The organism is Acinetobacter sp. M5A5_2a (genome assembly GCF_053345265.1).
The window spans coordinates 35,572-51,912 of record NZ_JBKEZV010000017.1; the positions used below are offsets into that span (position 1 = coordinate 35,572).

General features: G+C 38.7%; 13 protein-coding genes. 10 read left to right on the forward strand and 3 right to left on the reverse strand.

The genetic code is table 11. The features are described from left to right. Window positions 1–58 precede the first annotated feature (58 nt). The 5 genes from dnaN to ACLBWE_RS18770 all read left to right on the forward strand — a co-directional run bounded on the left by dnaN (window position 59) and on the right by ACLBWE_RS18770 (window position 6,308). Window positions 59–1,207: a DNA polymerase III subunit beta gene (gene dnaN / locus ACLBWE_RS18750; protein ID WP_003656033.1), complete on the forward strand. Its 1,149-nt coding sequence runs from the start codon at window positions 59–61 to the stop codon at window positions 1,205–1,207. Window positions 1,208–1,221: 14 nt separating this feature from the next. Continuing rightward, window positions 1,222–2,304 carry a DNA replication/repair protein RecF gene (gene recF, locus ACLBWE_RS18755; RefSeq protein WP_003656036.1) on the forward strand — a complete coding sequence of 361 codons (1,083 nt, stop codon included), beginning with the start codon at window positions 1,222–1,224 and terminating at the stop codon, window positions 2,302–2,304. A gap of 52 nt (window positions 2,305–2,356) precedes the next feature. Continuing rightward, window positions 2,357–4,825 carry a DNA topoisomerase (ATP-hydrolyzing) subunit B gene (gyrB, locus tag ACLBWE_RS18760; RefSeq protein WP_447604246.1) on the forward strand — a complete coding sequence of 823 codons (2,469 nt, stop codon included), beginning with the start codon at window positions 2,357–2,359 and terminating at the stop codon, window positions 4,823–4,825. 37 nt (window positions 4,826–4,862) lie between these two features. Beyond that, window positions 4,863–5,255: a cytochrome b562 gene (cybC, locus tag ACLBWE_RS18765; RefSeq protein WP_045437788.1), complete on the forward strand. Its 393-nt coding sequence runs from the start codon at window positions 4,863–4,865 to the stop codon at window positions 5,253–5,255. 126 nt (window positions 5,256–5,381) lie between these two features. Next, window positions 5,382–6,308 carry a hypothetical protein gene (locus tag ACLBWE_RS18770; RefSeq protein WP_004640235.1) on the forward strand — a complete coding sequence of 309 codons (927 nt, stop codon included), beginning with the start codon at window positions 5,382–5,384 and terminating at the stop codon, window positions 6,306–6,308. Between the two features lie 50 nt (window positions 6,309–6,358). Here the strand turns inward: ACLBWE_RS18770 and ACLBWE_RS18775 are convergent, their stop codons facing one another. Then, entirely contained in the window at window positions 6,359–8,287 is a 1,929-nt protein-coding gene (locus ACLBWE_RS18775; protein ID WP_447604247.1) for an ATP-binding cassette domain-containing protein, read from the reverse strand. A gap of 253 nt (window positions 8,288–8,540) precedes the next feature. On the opposite strand from ACLBWE_RS18775, the gene ACLBWE_RS18780 reads away from it, so the two are divergent. The 4 genes from ACLBWE_RS18780 to erpA all read left to right on the forward strand — a co-directional run bounded on the left by ACLBWE_RS18780 (window position 8,541) and on the right by erpA (window position 12,623). Then, entirely contained in the window at window positions 8,541–9,545 is a 1,005-nt protein-coding gene (locus ACLBWE_RS18780) for a putative solute-binding protein (RefSeq protein WP_447604248.1), read from the forward strand. Between the two features lie 254 nt (window positions 9,546–9,799). Beyond that, entirely contained in the window at window positions 9,800–10,807 is a 1,008-nt protein-coding gene (locus ACLBWE_RS18785; RefSeq protein WP_003656045.1) for a putative solute-binding protein, read from the forward strand. Between the two features lie 351 nt (window positions 10,808–11,158). Next, the gene (locus ACLBWE_RS18790; protein ID WP_045437800.1) at window positions 11,159–12,163 is read left to right on the forward strand and encodes a putative solute-binding protein; all 1,005 of its coding nucleotides are present in this window, start codon (window positions 11,159–11,161) and stop codon (window positions 12,161–12,163) included. A 124-nt stretch (window positions 12,164–12,287) separates the two neighbouring features. Beyond that, on the forward strand, window positions 12,288–12,623 hold the full coding sequence (gene erpA / locus ACLBWE_RS18795; RefSeq protein ID WP_003656048.1) for an iron-sulfur cluster insertion protein ErpA: 336 nt from the start codon (window positions 12,288–12,290) through the stop codon (window positions 12,621–12,623). Between the two features lie 59 nt (window positions 12,624–12,682). Here the strand turns inward: erpA and ACLBWE_RS18800 are convergent, their stop codons facing one another. Together ACLBWE_RS18800 and ACLBWE_RS18805 are read right to left on the reverse strand one after the other, a co-directional pair. Further along, on the reverse strand, window positions 12,683–13,525 hold the full coding sequence (locus tag ACLBWE_RS18800) for an alpha/beta fold hydrolase (protein ID WP_447604249.1): 843 nt from the start codon (window positions 13,523–13,525) through the stop codon (window positions 12,683–12,685). A 127-nt stretch (window positions 13,526–13,652) separates the two neighbouring features. Next, on the reverse strand, window positions 13,653–14,780 hold the full coding sequence (locus ACLBWE_RS18805) for an anhydro-N-acetylmuramic acid kinase (RefSeq protein WP_004640222.1): 1,128 nt from the start codon (window positions 14,778–14,780) through the stop codon (window positions 13,653–13,655). Window positions 14,781–14,841: 61 nt separating this feature from the next. On the opposite strand from ACLBWE_RS18805, the gene tyrS reads away from it, so the two are divergent. After that, the gene (gene tyrS / locus ACLBWE_RS18810) at window positions 14,842–16,074 is read left to right on the forward strand and encodes a tyrosine--tRNA ligase (protein ID WP_017387717.1); all 1,233 of its coding nucleotides are present in this window, start codon (window positions 14,842–14,844) and stop codon (window positions 16,072–16,074) included. Window positions 16,075–16,341 lie beyond the last annotated feature (267 nt).

Sequence of the window (16,341 nt, forward strand, 5' to 3'; positions counted from 1 at the left end):
AGCATAGTACACAGCTAAAAAATGAAATATTTGCTCCAAGTTGCTAGAGGAATGAATCGTGCGTTTGAAAATCGCTAAAGAAAGTTTACTCAATGTTTTATCGCATGTTGTCGGTGCGGTAGAACGTCGTCATACATTGAATATTCTTTCAAACGTCAAAATTCAGACTAATGCTCAGGCGCTCACCATTACTGGTTCTGATCTAGAAGTCGAGCTGGTTGCGAGCACTGTTTTATCAGAAGGGGCATGCCTTGAAGCAGGGGAAACAACAGTCCCTGCTCGTAAGTTAATGGAAATTTGTAAATCATTGCCTACAGCTGCATTAATTGATTTACAAATTACTGAAGATCAAAGATGTATCTTAAAGTCTGGTAATAGCCGTTTTGTATTAGGGACTTTACCCGCAGAAGATTATCCATTATTGACGACTGAAAATAGTCAGGGTACTCAAGTACAAGTAACCCAACGTGAGTTAAAGCGTTTATTTGAAAAAACTGCTTTTGCGATGGCTGTACAAGATGTACGTTTTTATTTAACGGGTACTTTATTGGAAATTGATGAAAATCAATTACGTGCAGTAACAACAGATGGTCACCGTTTAGCACTTTGTGAAATTACAGCGTCTTCTACATCAGCTCAATTGGTGCAGGCTATTGTACCTCGTAAAGCTGTTGGTGAATTACAGCGTTTACTGAGTATTGAAGATGAACAATTAACTTTGTTGATTGGTCGTGAATTGTTAAATGTAACCATCAATACACCAAGTCGTGATAAAGAACAGGGCAATATTACTGTTCGTTTTACTACAAAATTGATTGATGGCAAATTCCCTGATTATCGTCGTGTGATTCCACGTGGTGGCGATAAACATGTCTTAATTAGCCATGATGTATTTAAGCAATCATTACAACGTGTCGCAATTTTGAGTAATGAAAAGTTGCGTGGTGTTTTCTTGAATTTTAATCAGGATTCTTTACAGCTTCGTGCAAATAACCCTGAGCAAGATGAGGCTATTGAAGATTTAGCTATTCAATATCAAAATATACCACTCGAAATGTCATTTAATGCGCAATATTTACTTGAAGTATTGGGTGTACTTGATGGCGATGACGTAAATATGAGTATGAGTGAGGCGAATCAGTCTGTTTTGGTTCAAGATCCGGCGCATAGTGATCAAACTTATGTAGTTATGCCGATGCGTGTATAGTCTGGCTATCTAATATGCATCTTACGCGCTTAAATATTGAACGTGTGCGTAATTTAAAAACGGTTGCACTCCAAGGGTTGCAACCGTTTAATATATTTTATGGCGCTAATGGTTCAGGAAAAACCTCAATTCTGGAAGCAATTCATTTGCTTGCAACAGGGCGATCGTTCCGCACTCATATTCCTAAAAATTATATTCAGTATGCTGCCGAAGATGCGATTGTCTTTGCACAGTCTAGTACTGAGAAAATTGGTATGCAAAAGTTGGCATCTGGTGAGCAGTTGATGAAGGTCAATGGCGATACCGTGGCTACCCAAGGCCAACTTGCTAAATTACTTCCTTTGCAGCATCTTGATCCACAAAGTACAGACATTATTGACCATGGTGCAAAACCACGACGCCAACTTTTAGATTGGCTGATGTTCCACGTGGAACCTGAGTTTTATTTTGCGTGGCAATACTATTCGCGTGCATTAAAACAACGTAATACTTTACTTAAAACCCGACGGAATTTGTCTTTGGCTGATTTAGAGCCTTGGAACAAAATGCTGAGTGACTATGGCGAAATTTTGCACTCTCAGCGGTTGGGTATTGTGGAACAATGGAATGTCTTTTTTCAAAATGATTTGAGGCAATTACTCCCTGATCTTGAAATAGAACTGGAATACAGTCCTGGTTTTCATACAGAGCAGGGACTCATGCAAGACCTGCTTAATCAACACCAAAAAGACATCGAACGACGTTATACCGAATATGGTCCACATCGAGCCGATTTGCGCTTAAAAACCCCTTATGGACATGCTGATGTGGTTTTATCAAGAGGTCAGAAAAAACTGCTGATTATTGCTTTAAAACTGTCACAAATTGCAATGTTGCATGCGAGTAATAAGGAAACTGTGGTATTATTAGATGATCTGACAGCAGAATTAGACTTAACCGCACAACAACGTTTAATTGAACGATTAAGCCAACTTGGTAGCCAGGTTTTTATGACAACTTTAGATCATGCATCGGTAAAAAAACATTTACATGATTTGTCTATTTCATATCAATTATTCAATGTTGAATCCGGTCAAGTTAGTCTTGCTTCACCATAATTTTTTGATGTTACCCATCTTTGAATAAACCTATATTTGCTAGGGAGAAACCATGAGTTCAGAGTCTCAATCAGCCTCTCAAACAGAACAAACCAATGAAAAGGCTTATGATTCCTCTAGTATTAAAGTATTACGTGGATTAGATGCAGTTCGTAAACGTCCGGGTATGTATATTGGGGATACAGACGACGGTACCGGTTTACACCATATGGTATTCGAGGTAGTCGATAACGCAATCGATGAAGCTTTAGCTGGACATTGTGATGAAATTATTGTCACTATTCATGAAGATGAATCGGTGAGTGTTTCTGATAATGGTCGTGGTATTCCAACCGATATTCACCCTGAAGAAGGTGTTTCTGCAGCGGAAGTAATTCTTACCATTCTGCACGCTGGCGGTAAGTTTGATGACAACAGCTATAAGGTTTCAGGTGGTTTACACGGCGTAGGTGTTTCTGTAGTAAATGCACTTTCGAGTAAATTACATTTAATGATTTCTCGTGCTGGTCAAGTGCATGAGCAAGAATATCAACACGGTGATCCGCAATATCCATTACGTGTGATTGGTGAAACGGATAAGAGTGGTACAACAGTACGTTTTTGGCCAAGTGAATTAACATTTACCCAAACCATTTTTAACGTAGAAATTCTAGCACGCCGTTTACGTGAGCTTTCATTCTTAAACGCGGGCGTACGTATTGTATTACGTGATGAACGTATTAACCTTGAACATGTATATGACTATGAAGGTGGGTTATCTGAGTTTGTAAAATACATTAACGAAGGTAAAACTCATCTAAATGAGATTTTCCATTTTACTGCGGATACAGATAACGGTATTGGTGTAGAAGTAGCCTTGCAGTGGAATGAAAGTTATCAAGAAAACGTTCGTTGCTTTACCAATAACATTCCTCAAAAAGATGGCGGTAGCCATTTAGCTGGTTTCCGTGCAGCTTTGACGCGTGGTTTAAACCAATATCTTGAAAATGAAAATATTCTCAAGAAAGAAAAAGTCAATGTAACGGGCGACGATGCACGTGAAGGTTTAACCGCTATTATTTCGGTAAAAGTACCTGATCCAAAATTTTCATCTCAAACCAAAGAAAAACTGGTATCGAGTGAAGTAAAACCTGCTGTTGAGCAAGCAATGAACAAAGAGTTCTCTGCTTACTTACTTGAAAACCCGCAAGCTGCAAAGTCAATTGCTGGTAAGATTATTGATGCTGCACGTGCGCGTGATGCTGCACGTAAAGCGCGTGAAATGACGCGTCGTAAGAGCGCACTTGATATTGCTGGTTTACCAGGAAAATTGGCAGATTGTCAGGAAAAAGATCCAGCACTTTCTGAATTATATCTTGTCGAGGGTGACTCTGCGGGTGGTAGTGCCAAGCAAGGCCGTAACCGTAAAATGCAGGCTATTTTGCCGTTAAAAGGTAAAATCCTGAACGTTGAACGTGCACGCTTTGACAAAATGATTTCTAGTCAGGAAGTAGGTACTTTAATTACTGCTCTCGGCTGTGGTATTGGTCGTGAAGAATATAATCCTGACAAGCTACGCTATCATAAAATCATTATCATGACCGATGCCGACGTTGATGGTTCGCATATTCGAACCTTGTTGTTAACGTTCTTCTTCCGTCAAATGCCAGAATTGGTTGAGCGTGGGTATATCTATATTGCACAGCCACCTTTATACAAATTGAAAAAAGGTAAGCAGGAACAATACATCAAAGATAATGATGCATTGGAAAATTATTTAATTTCAAATGCGATTGATGAGCTATCTTTGCATACCAATGCCGAAGCACCATCAATTACAGGTGAAGCACTTGCTAAAGTCATTCAGGATTATCAAGTTTCGCAAAAGAGCTTACAGCGCTTAACGTTACGTTACCCAGCTAGCTTACTAGATGCTTTACTTGAAATAGAGGCATTCAAGAGCGATCAAAACCATGATCAGGCTTATGTACAACAATGGGCTGATCAAGTAAAAGATATCATTACAAGATTACAGCCAAGTTTACGTCCGGAAATTACGCTAGAGTCATTTGAGCGTGAAAATGCTCAGGGTGAAAAATCTGCGCATTATTGGCCGCGTATTACTGTATATGTTCATAACTTGCCACATGCATATTTGCTTGATGCAGGTTTATTGAACTCAGCTGAGTATGCTCGTTTGCTGAAAAACTCGAAGAGTTGGTTCAGTTTGCTTGAAGATGGTGCTTATTTACAAAAAGGTGATCGCCGTATTCAAGTGGCTAACTTCCATCAAGTTTGGCAGCATATTTTGCAAGATTCGCGCCGCGGTATGATGATCCAACGCTATAAAGGTCTTGGTGAAATGAATGCTGAACAGCTTTGGGAAACGACAATGGACCCTGAAAACCGTCATATGTTACAGGTAACCATTGACGATGCGATTGAAGCAGATCGTATGTTCTCTTGCTTAATGGGTGATGATGTGGAACCACGTCGTGCATTCATTGAAGAGAATGCTTTAAATGCTGATATTGATGCTTAATTCATAACACGATTCTAAATCAGTCTAGGGAGAGAAGATGATGGGTCAGAAATTGTTAGCTAGCTTGTTAATCTCATGTGTTTTTTTAGGAAGCTCTGCTGTTTGGGCGGCTGATTTAGAAACGAATATGAAAACTTTAGCTAAGAGCACTAAAGCATTTGCTGAAGCGAAAGATGCTGCTAATGCGAAACAACAGCTTGTTGTAATGCGTGAAGCAGCAGTTTCTTCTAAGCAATATTTGCCGCATAAACTCGAAGGTTTACCTTCAGGAAATGTGGAGGTAAAAGAGTACCAAGCTGGTTTAGATCAGCTTGTTGCTGAGATTGATAAAGTAACTGCATTGGTTGAGCACGGACAGTTAGATCAAGCAAAAACTGAAGCAATGAATTTAGTTAAAATTCGAAATGAAAATCATAAAAAATTCAGATAATTCTTTTTATGATGAGTTAATAAAAGGCTTTGTTTAATTTTAGACAAAGTCTTTTGTTTTATAAGAAAAATAAATTTGTAAACTGCTATTCTCTTGGATACTCATTTATTACAAGAGAATATAATTTTGAAAAACACACAAAAACTTTTATACATTGTAATCTTATTTTTTAATTGCTTATTTCAACTGCATGCTGCCACAGCCCCCACTTTTTACGGAAAATTAGTATTTCATCGTTATAGTGATTATGACGCATGGGACAGTAAGCTTTATCTTTATAATTTCACAACGCAACAAACCACATTACTCGGCACAAACTGGAAAATTGACCACATGATGAATGGTCATTTTTCTCCAGATGGAAAATGGCTCACTTTTATGGGAGTTAATTCTGGACAGCATTATGGAGATGCATGGGATGTTTATGCTTGGAGAGTTGGGAGCACAGAATTACCAATCAATTTAACCCAAGGGAATAACAAGCGGGATGAAGATCCTAAATTTATAGATAATCAGCGTATTATTTTTAAGCAAAATGGCGATTTAAAAATTGTTAAAATGACTGATCGCACGATTACTTCTGTCACTCAAAATGGTTGGGATATCGAAGAGTCAATGCCTTATCCAATGGTCAATACTACGCAAATCTTATATGCCAAAGGTGCAAGTAGTAATTCTAGAATTTTTAGTATTGATCAGTCGGGTGCATATGATACACAGCTAACCAATATTGCCTCATATTATCCAGTATGGTGGAAGGGAAGCCAGTTTTTATATGTGCGTTGGTATAGTCCAACAAATGCTCATGATCAGATCTATGTTTATGATACAACCACCAAACAAACCACCCGTTTGCCTTTTAATAGTACAGTCGTAAATACATCAGATCCGGCACCTTTAGACCAGCGGTATATGGTGGTTTCTCTAGCGGGGCAGACTGGAAGTCGTGGCGGTTATGATTTATATATTGCAGATAGTTTATCAAGCAATGTTTGGCCTTTGCCAATCAATACTAATTTAAATGAATTAGGGGCTTTTTATACCCCTTATTAATTAATAAAAAAGCCGATTAAGAAATCGGCTTTTTTATTTTGAAAAATAGATTAATCAAAAGAGGCTTCCATCTCTTCTAATTCCATCATAAGTTCTAAAAGCTGTTCTTCATATTGCTCAAGTTTAGCTTTCAGCTCAGTCTGTTCATTCATAAGCTTGAGTAGATCATCCTTACGTGCTGCATCATATAAAGATGTATCTGCTAAAGACTCTTCAATTTTGGCAAGTTGTGGTTGAAGTTTCTCAATTTGAGACTCAATTTTTTCGATATTTTTACGAATAGGTCTGGTTTGTTCACGACGGCGAGCTGCTTCTTTACGCTGTGCTTCTTTATCGACTTTAGTGGGAGTAGGAGCGGCAGAGGAAGAATTATTCTGTGCTACAGCAGTCTGAGCATTGATGAGTTGCTGACGTGCTTCACGTAGCCATTTTGCATAATCCTGTAAATCACCCTCAAACTCGGTACATTTACCGCCGTGTACCAAAAGAAGCTCGTCACAAACACTTGCAATGAGTTGACGTTCGTGGGAAACCAGCACGACAGCGCCTTCAAAATCTTGTAATGCCATGCTTAGTGCATGACGCATATCAAGATCTAAATGGTTCGTCGGTTCATCCAGAATCAAAACATTTGGACGCTGCCATACAATCAGCGCGAGGGCCAAACGAGCGCGCTCTCCACCAGAAAAGGTTTCACATGGCGTATCCATGCGTTCACCACTAAAGCCAAAACTACCTAAAAAAGAACGTAAAGTCGCTTCACTAATTTGTTTACCTGCTAAACGGACAATTTGTAACATTGGAGTAGCATGGCCATCTAAAGCATCCATTTGGTGCTGTGCAAAGTAACCAATATTAAGTAACTCTGACGCCTTGCGTTCACCAGCTAACAGCGGTAAATCACCCACTAAGCTCTTAATTAAGGTCGATTTACCTGCGCCGTTCATTCCAAGTAAACCAATACGAGAGGTTGGTGTAATTTGTAATCTGATTTTTTCGGCGATTTGTTTATCGCCATAACCAATGCTGGCATTGTCTAAAGTCAGTAACGGCGAACTCATTTTGGTTGGTTCACGGAAACTAAAAGTAAAAGGTGTATCAATATGAGCTGGAGCGAGTTCTTGCATGCGCTCAAGTTGTTTAATTCGACTTTGTGCCTGACGAGCTTTAGTCGCTTTTGCTTTAAAACGGTCAATAAATTTTTGTAGGTGAGCACGTGTTTCTTGTTGCTTCTCAAAAGCTTGTTGCTGCTGAGCAAGACGTTCACTACGCGTGGTTTCAAATGTAGAGTAATTTCCGGTGTAAAGGGTGAGCTCCTGATTTTCTATATGCAGAATATGATCTGTAATCGCATCTAAAAAATCGCGGTCATGCGAAATTAGGATGAGTGTACCTTCATAGGCTTTAAGCCAATCTTCTAACCACAAAATTGCATCTAAGTCTAAGTGGTTTGTTGGTTCATCCAGTAATAATAAATCTGAACGGCTCATTAGGGTACGCGCCAAATTTAAACGCATACGCCATCCACCTGAGAAACTCTCAACGTTTAAACGCAATTGATTTTCTAGAAAACCAAGACCAGCCATAAGCTGAGCTGCTTTAGATGGTGCTGAATAACCATGAATTTCATCAAAGCGGCCATGCAATTTAGTCAATTCGAAGTCACTCAGTTGATCTGGTTGAGCAAGCTTATTTTGAATATCCCAAAACTCTTCATCACCTGAGAGAACGAAATCAATTGCAGGCATGTCTAGTGCTTTTATTTCTTGCGCCATATGCGCCACGATCCAGCCTGAAGGACGAGTAAGTGAACCTTCATCTGCACCTAAGCTACCTAGTAACGCTGCAAATAAGGTTGATTTACCTGCACCATTGACCCCAGTCAGACCAATTTTCCAACCTGGGTGTAATTGCATAGACGCTTTTTGAAATAGAATACGTCCACCGCGGCGTAAAGAAACTTGGTCAAATTGAATCATCTTATTGTATCGAGGTGAGTGAGGAATGCCGTATTTTAAAGAGAACTGCCGATGAAAACAAAACTTTCCGGATTTTAGTTAGAAGCAGACAATAATTGTATACATCGAAATATTCTAGGTTCAGCTATTCATCCGAAATGTCTTCAATATTGAACAAGATAGAACACTTTTTAAAAAAAATGACTAAAATAAAAACAGTTTAAAGTTTGGTTGATTAATGAGCTACTAATAAAACTAGACTAAGGAAAGTCAAATGAAAAAAAGATTGGGGATAATTAGTGCAGTATTTTGCTGTGCTATGGGAACAGCACATGCGGGACAAAATGTGTGTGTATTTGATTTATTAGGAAAGTCAGGTGAATCTTATAAAATGATGGAAGAGTGGGCGCTTGCAGCAAAGGACTGGCAAGCTGATATCACCTTAATTCCATTTCAAGATGAAGCTCTGGTGGACCGTAGGCTTCGTGAAGGCAAATGTGATGCTGCTTATATGACCTCCATGCGGGCACGAAATTATAATAAATTTGTGGGTTCTATCGATGCGATTGGTGGGGTAACCAGTAATGCTATTGCGCAAAAAGCGATTAGCTACGTTTTAGATAAGCGTAATAAACATCGTATGGTGACTGCTCAGAATGGAACAAATTATGAGGTTGTCGGTATTGTTCAGATTGGTCTGGCATATTTATTTGTAAGAGATAAAAATCTGAATTCCATTGAAAAAGTTCGCGGTAAAAAATTCGCTATTTTACATTATGACATTGCTCAAAAAATTATGGTAGAAAGTGTGGGGGCGCAGCCTATTCCTTCTGAAATTAATGATTTTGTGAAAAAGTTTAATAGTGGACAAGTCGATGCAATTGCTGCGCCTGCTTATGCTTATAAACCACTAGAGATTGGCAAAGGTATAGGCACTAAAGGGGCCATGTTTAATTTTCCAGTGGTGAATGTTACTGGAGATTTAATTGCGAGAACTGATAAGTTTCCTACAGATTTTGGCATAAAATCACGTGATTGGTTTATACAAAAATTACCTCAAAACTTTGCCATGATAAAGCGGTTAGAAATGGGCGTACCGTCAAAAATTAGAATGAATTTTTCAGCAGAAGATAAAACCAAATATCAAAAACTTTTACGAGAGGGGCGTCTCAACTTAACCAAACAGGGTGTATATGATGCGATCATGATGAGTGTACTTAAGCGTGCTCGCTGTACAGTCGAACGGACAAATTTTGAATGTACGCTTAATGGAGAGTAGATTATTTTTTCATCACAAAAACCCTACATATATTTCCATACTGAATATAGGTATGAAAATTGTGAATATAAAAAGTAACTTACGGAAACTTAGTGATTTTTACTACTAATAAATAATTTAAATTGAACAAACAATGGTTCAATCAGATAAAAAAATTGAGTAAATGCTCTATTTTTTTCTAAAAAACATGATTAATATCTGTCTTTGAAAGGAAACTTCAAACAAAAAATCTGTTCCGTGGAAGGATGAAGAAAATGAAAAAAATCGTACTTGCTATGGCTGCCGCTTCTGTTGTTGGTTTTTCTGCTTCAGCGCAAGCAGCGAGTACCGTGTGTGTATTCGACCTCTTAGGAAAAGCAGGCGACTCATATAAAATGATGGAAGAATGGGCTCTAGCTGCAAAAGGCTGGGGTACTGAAATTAACTTGGTACCTCGTCAGGACGAGGCTGTTGCTGATAATGATTTTAAAGCGGGTAAATGTGATGCTGTAGCAATGACAGCAATGCGTGCACGCCAATATAACAAATTCGCAGGATCTATCGACTCACTTGGCGGTGTTCCAAATAACCAAATCGCTCAACGTGCAATTACCTATGTATTAGATGCGCGTAATGCAGCAAAAATGACCACCAATATGGGTGGTAAAAAATACGAAGTCGCTGGTATTTCTCCGCTAGGTTCAGCGTTCATTTTCGTACGTGACAAAAACATTAACTCTGTTGAAAAAGCTGCGGGTAAAAAATTCGCTGTATTGGGTTATGACGATGCACAAAAAATTATGGTGCAGCGTGTAGGTGCTCAAGCAGTTCTTTCTGATATTTCAAACTTTGCTGCGAAATTTAATAATGGCCAAGTAGATATGGTAGGTGCGCCTGCTTATGCTTACAAACCATTAGAATTAAATAAAGGTTTGGGTGCAAACGGTGTAATGTGGAACTTCCCTGTATTACACGTTACAGCTGATCTAGTATTACGTTCTGATAAATTCCCAGCTGGTTTTGGTCAAAAATCTCGTGACTGGTTTGTTAAACAGTTGCCTAAGAACTTTGCTATGATCAACCGTTTAGAAGCTCAGATTCCTGGCAAATACAAAATGAATTTAAGTGCAGAAGATAAACTTAAATATCAAAAAATGTTGCGTGATGGCCGTATGGACTTAACTAAACGTGGTGTTTACGATGCAGGAATGATGTCTGTATTGAAAAAAGCACGTTGTTCTGTAGACAAGGCTAACTTTGAATGTTCAATGCCTGGTGAATAATCTTAATTTTTCTCAGAAAGCCTAGACTTAGTTCTAGGCTTTTTGTTTTGTATATGCTGTCAATTCTGCCATTGTGGATAACTAGAAAGACGTTAAGCTAAATTTAGATAAAAACTTCATAAGGAAACATGAAGGTATAAAAATGGATCAAGGACTTGAGTGATTAAAATAATTGCTAATAGATAGACGACTATCTATTTTTGATGGAAATAAAATCATAAAAGCAAAATGGATCCGTAAAAATATCTTCAACATGATTTTTTATATGAAGCCTATCCGACTCATACCATATAGGTGTGAAATTTCTTGGTATCGAAAAACAAAAAACTCCACAAGGAAAGGAAAAAGAATATGCAATTTTCCAAAATGCTATTACTTGCGATGGGACTGACCACAGTTTCTTTTGCAGCTCAGGCTAAACAAACAGTATGTGTTTTTGACTTCGTTGGTAAAAATGGTGATGTCTATGCGCTGATGAAGGATTATCAACTTGCAGCAAAAAACTGGGGAGCTGATATCGAACTGAAAGTAAACCAGAATGAAGCCGTTATTGCTGAAGATTTTAAAGCAGGCAAATGTGATGGCATTAGTGTGTCAGGCATGCGTGGTCGCCAATTTAACTCGTTTACAGGGTCATTAGACGCAATTGGCGCCATTCCTGATCTCAAGCTTGCTGTAAAGGTAATGCAGGGTTTAGCGAGTCCGACTTTTAGTAAATATATGGTTAACGGCCGCTATGAGGTTGTAGGTGTTATTCCAGTTGGCGATGCTTATCTTTTAGTAAATGATCGCAGCATCAATACAGTAGCGAAAGCTGCAGGTAAAAAAATTGCTGTACTTGACTATGATGAAGCTCAAAAAATTATGGTTCAGCAGGTAGGCGCGCAAGCTGTTAGTGCCGATATAACAAATTTCGGTGCTAAATTTAATAACCATCAGGTAGACATTATTGGTGCACCTGCGGCAGCATTTAAACCTTTAGAACTACAAAAAGGTTTAGGAACAAAAGGGGCGATCGTGAACTATCCGATCTTACAGGTGACAGGAAATATTATTATACGTCCTGATAAGTTCCCAGCAGGTTTTGGTCAGAAATCTAGAGAGTGGGTTTCGGGTCAGTTACCACGTGCCTTTACGATCTTGGGTAAAATGAAAGCTGATATCCCACAAAAATACTGGATGGATGTTCCACCAGCAGATAAACCGGGTTACCAAAAGCTCATGCGTGAGTCACGAATTAGCCTTACACAACGTGGTGTATACGATAAACGTATGATGAAACTATTATGGCAATTCCGTTGTAAGCAAGATGCTAAAAACTTCGAATGTGGCTTACAAGACGAGAATTACAAATAATCTTGATAAAAATACTCAAGATTCGCTTTAAACTTCGAAGACAGACCCTATATTGATTATGCTATACTCAATATAGGGTCTTTTTTATTTTGAAAGGCACAGCAAAATCCGAGGAACAATCATCATGAATGCCCAAGCTCTAGTTTTGACAGATAATGCTGCCAATAAGGTACGCCAACTCCGTGATAGTGAAGGGAATGACGATCTCATGTTACGTGTATATGTAACGGGAGGCGGGTGTTCAGGGTTTTCATATGGCTTTAATTTTGCTGAAAGCGTAAATGAAGATGATGCAGAATTTGTTAATGGCGATGTAAAAATGCTTGTTGACTCACTCAGCTATCAGTATTTAATTGGCTCAGTGGTTGATTATGTAGAAGGCCTTGAAGGTTCGCGTTTTATCATTCAAAACCCGAATGCAACAACAACATGCGGTTGTGGTTCTTCATTCTCGATTTAAAAAGAATTTTAAAATTTAAAAACCTCTCTATCTTGAGAGGTTTTTTATTGTTCAGATCATTACTTTTCACGGATAGATTCTAAAAAGTATTGCACAAGTTCGGGTGCATTCTGATATGGAATCCAATGCGAAGCATCCATAAAAACTGCACGATAATTATTTTTAAAATAACCAGAGTTTAACTTGGCACTTTTTTCTGTAACGGCAATATCATGTTTACCCCAAATAAAAAGAGTAGGAACATCTATTGCTTTAAATGGATTTTGAGGCTTGTCCCAAAAAAAGCCACGATACCAATTCAACGCCGTACCTAATCTATTTTCTTCTATAAACTCAGCCTCGAATATCGCAATTTGTTGCTCAGTCATACCTGATGACTTAAGAAATTTACGACCTAATTTAGGTATCTTTTTAAACAAAAGCTCGGGCAGAATCGGTAGCTGAAAAATTGCAAAATAATAAGATTTAAAAAGTTGTCTACTGCTTAAACAAGCTTTTAAAAAAGCAGCTTGGTGGGGGACAGAAACTAAAGTGAGATGTTGAATATATTGTGGATATTTCATTGCAACGCCCGAAGCGATTGCCGATCCCCAGTCGTGCCCTATTAAATAGACTGGTTGACCCAGTTGCTTAATAAAAATTGCAACGTCTTCTACCAGTTCACTCAATGAATATTGAAATCGGCTTTGAGGCCTAGCATTTAAACTATAACCCCGTTGATGAATTGCAAGCGTTCTAAATTGGTGCTGATGCAATAATTCCGAGGTTTGCTCCCAACTATGAGCAGTTTCTGGAAAACCATGCAATAAAACAACGAGTGGGCCATCAATAGGTCCTGAATCAATCACATCGAATGTCCAGTCGCCACGCGTGTACTGATGGATACGTTTGGTCAGATCCATGAAAACATGCCTCAAATTATTTTTGTTGGCACTTATCATGAGTTTTTATGCTCATTTAAATAACAGCATTTCGGGTCAGTAAATGTGCTATGAGGTCGAATCTGACCAATCAAATCGATATGAAGCTTTATACCGCCGTGATCGTACCTAGAATTCTGAAATCTGAAGCACCTGTTACTGCTGGTAAATTGCCACTTAAACCGTTTACAAAACGCATTGCTAACCATGCAAATGCTGTAGCCTCGACCCAAGTAGGGGAGAGTCCTAAAACATCTGTAGGTTGAACTGACCAATTGTGTTTACGTAAACGCCAACGCAATTGCTCTAATAAATAAGAGTTATAAGCACCACCACCACAAACATATACTTCACCTGTTTCCATCTCTGAGCGATAAATCGCTTTTTGAATAGCACGCACAGTGAGTTTTAATAAGGTGGCTTGAACGTTTTCAGGTGTGTCTTCTAACTCATCATAAGTTAAATCGTTTCGCCAATCGATTAACTGATCATCTAACCAGTCAATATTGAAATCTTCACGTCCTGTACTTTTTGGTGGTTCTTTAGAAAAATATTCATGTGCATGAAGACGGTCGAGTAAAGAGCGGATAGGGTGCCCATAAGCTGCCCAATCACCATTTTCATCATATGGATGACCAGTATGACGATGACACCACGCATCCATCAAAATATTTGCAGGACCCGTATCAAAACCAAATACGCCGTCTGCATTGTTGGCAGGCAGCATACTCACATTAGCAATACCACCCAAATTTAAAATCACACGATGAATACTTGGATGTTGAAATAAGGCCTGATGGAAAGCAGGCACTAATGGCGCACCTTGACCACCTGCAGCCATATCTCTACGACGGAAATCTGAAACAACCGGAATTTGAGTGATTTCGGTAATGATATTGGGATCGCCAATTTGTAGCGTAAACCCATGTTCTGGACGGTGACGAATTGTCTGCCCATGCGAACCAATCGCTTTAATTTGACTACGATCTAATTGATGCTTTTCAATGAGAGTATTAATCCCGTGACCAATCATTTGGGCCAGAGCAACATCAGCTTTACCCATGCGGTCAATTTCATTGTCATCAGGTAAAGTTAATGCCATAAGCTCATCACGTAACTCGGGTTCAAATGGAACTGTAAGAGTGGCATGAAGCTGTAGTGGCTCAAATGAAGCCGCAACAATATCCACACCATCCATACTAGTGCCAGTCATTACGCCGATATAGATTGCGCTCATATGCAACTTCCCCTGCAAGACGCTGAAAAAATGTTAGTATATCGCACAAATTGAATAACTGATGTGTTTAGGTTTTGTGATGTCAAATTTCTTGCCCGCCGAAGAACAGCTTGCCCTCATCCAACGAGGCACGCACGAAATTATTTCAGAAGAAGATTTACTGAAAAAGCTCAAAGAGAACCGTCCTCTTAAAATTAAAGCTGGTTTTGACCCTACAGCACCAGATTTACATTTAGGACATACTGTTCTTATTAATAAATTAAAAACGTTCCAAGATTTGGGTCATGAAGTGACCTTCTTGATTGGTGACTATACTGCCATGATTGGCGACCCAACTGGTAAAAGTGCAACTCGTCCGCCGTTGTCACGTGAACAAGTAGAAGCCAACGCTAAAACTTATCAAGAACAAGTTTTCAAAATATTAGATCCGAATAAAACAAAAGTACGTTTTAACTCAGAATGGTTTAATCAAAAGTCTGCTGCTGACCTTATTCAATTAGCAAGTCAGCAAACCGTATCTCGCATGTTAGAGCGTGACGACTTTACAAAGCGTTATAGCAACCATCAGCCAATTGCAATTCATGAGTTTTTATATCCTCTAGTTCAAGGCTATGACTCAATTGCGCTTGAAGCTGACGTTGAGTTGGGCGGTACAGACCAGACCTTTAACTTACTTATGGGCCGTACTTTACAAAGTCGTTATGGCCAAGAATCACAAGTGTGTATCACTGTACCGATTCTAGAAGGTTTAGATGGCGTAAATAAAATGTCTAAATCTTTAGGTAACTATATTGGTGTATTTGATACACCAGGGGCAATGTACCAAAAAGTTTTATCAATGCCTGATTCTTTAATTGAACGCTATTTCGATTTACTCAGCTTTAAATCTCTAGATGAGATCAAAACTTTATTAGATGAAATTGCTGCTGGCCGTAATCCACAAGAAGTAAAACGTATTCTTGCACTTGAACTGGTTGAACGTTTCCATGATGCAGAAGCTGCAGCTAATGCACATAAAAGTGCTGGTAACCTTATTACAGAAGGTGAAGTACCCGAAGACACTCCAGAGGTGACTATTTCACGTGGTGAGTTTGGTGGAGAAATCTTTATTGCTACGATTCTACGTTTAGCTGGCCTAAATCCGAATGCAGCAGCTGCAAAAGATGCTGTAGCTCGCGGAGCAGTAAAAGTTGACTGGAATGCTGTTGATGCAAGTTTCTCTGTAAAAGAAAACGGTACTTTCATTATTCAGTCAGGTAAGAAAGCAATTGCTCGTGTAACGTTCACTGACTAAGAAAGTTGTGTAGTGATAAAAAGCAGGAGTAATCCTGCTTTTTTTATTTAAGGATCATAAAAACAATTCAGCGTTCCACGTGGAACAATCTAAAGATCAGTAATTCAGTAATAATAAAAGAAGTAAATTAAAAAGAAGAAGAAATATAGAGTGGGGTAGAGTATTTGCTCTATTATTTCTTTGGAATCTTTGGAATCTTTGGAATCTTTGGAATCTTTGGAATCTTTGGAATCTTTGGAATCTTTGGAATCTTTGGAATCTTTGGAA

What these genes read in the sequence shown, in the direction of transcription:
- ACLBWE_RS18780 (WP_447604248.1), top strand. Translation starts at nt 8,541, where the DNA reads ATGAAAAAAAGATTGGGGATAATTAGTGCAGTATTTTGCTGTGCTATG.
- erpA (WP_003656048.1), top strand. Translation starts at nt 12,288, where the DNA reads ATGAATGCCCAAGCTCTAGTTTTGACAGATAATGCTGCCAATAAGGTA.
- ACLBWE_RS18775 (WP_447604247.1), bottom strand. Translation starts at nt 8,287, where the DNA reads ATGATTCAATTTGACCAAGTTTCTTTACGCCGCGGTGGACGTATTCTA.
- tyrS (WP_017387717.1), top strand. Translation starts at nt 14,842, where the DNA reads ATGTGTTTAGGTTTTGTGATGTCAAATTTCTTGCCCGCCGAAGAACAG.
- ACLBWE_RS18800 (WP_447604249.1), bottom strand. Translation starts at nt 13,525, where the DNA reads ATGGATCTGACCAAACGTATCCATCAGTACACGCGTGGCGACTGGACA.
- ACLBWE_RS18805 (WP_004640222.1), bottom strand. Translation starts at nt 14,780, where the DNA reads ATGAGCGCAATCTATATCGGCGTAATGACTGGCACTAGTATGGATGGT.
- ACLBWE_RS18790 (WP_045437800.1), top strand. Translation starts at nt 11,159, where the DNA reads ATGCAATTTTCCAAAATGCTATTACTTGCGATGGGACTGACCACAGTT.
- cybC (WP_045437788.1), top strand. Translation starts at nt 4,863, where the DNA reads ATGATGGGTCAGAAATTGTTAGCTAGCTTGTTAATCTCATGTGTTTTT.
- gyrB (WP_447604246.1), top strand. Translation starts at nt 2,357, where the DNA reads ATGAGTTCAGAGTCTCAATCAGCCTCTCAAACAGAACAAACCAATGAA.
- recF (WP_003656036.1), top strand. Translation starts at nt 1,222, where the DNA reads ATGCATCTTACGCGCTTAAATATTGAACGTGTGCGTAATTTAAAAACG.
- ACLBWE_RS18785 (WP_003656045.1), top strand. Translation starts at nt 9,800, where the DNA reads ATGAAAAAAATCGTACTTGCTATGGCTGCCGCTTCTGTTGTTGGTTTT.